Origin of the sequence: Rhizobium sp. P32RR-XVIII, assembly GCF_012641395.1 — a bacterium.
Classification (GTDB): domain Bacteria; phylum Pseudomonadota; class Alphaproteobacteria; order Rhizobiales; family Rhizobiaceae; genus Rhizobium.
In genome coordinates, this window is record NZ_JABAIH010000092.1 from 1 (window position 1) to 516 (window position 516).

Consider the following 516-nt stretch of genomic DNA (forward strand, 5'->3'; position numbering starts at 1 on the left):
GTTTGGCACAGTGGGTGGCCCAGGGCCGTATCGACGATTTCCCGCTCGGGGCACACGACACGCCCGACCGGCTGCTGATTCCGGAAAGGCTCTATGGCCGCGAGCGCGAGGTCGAGGCCTTGCTCGCGGCGTTCGACCGTGTCGTCCAGGATGGCGCGGCTGAGCTGGTGCTGGTCTCCGGCTATTCGGGCATCGGCAAGTCCGCGGTGGTCAACGAGCTGCACCGGGTGCTCGTCCCGCCGCGCGGGCTGTTCGCATCCGGCAAGTTCGACCAGTACAAGCGAGACATCCCCTATTCCACCCTGGCCCAGGCCTTCCAGGGCCTGATCCGGCCGCTGTTGGTCAAGAGCGACGCGGAGCTCAGCCACTGGCGTGCCGCCTTGCTGGAGGCGTTGGGCCCGAACGGCCAGCTCATGGTCAATCTCGTTCCGGAGTTGGCTCTGATCATTGGCGAGCAGCCGCTGGCGCCCGATCTTTCGCCGCAGGACCAGCAGGCCCGGTTTCAGCTGGTGTTCC

1 protein-coding gene is annotated in these 516 nt (G+C 66.9%); it reads left to right on the forward strand.

All coding sequences use genetic code 11. From position 1 onward, the window contains the following. On the forward strand, positions 1-516 hold a 516-nt coding region (locus HGP14_RS35195; RefSeq protein ID WP_168834387.1), incomplete at both ends, for an AAA family ATPase.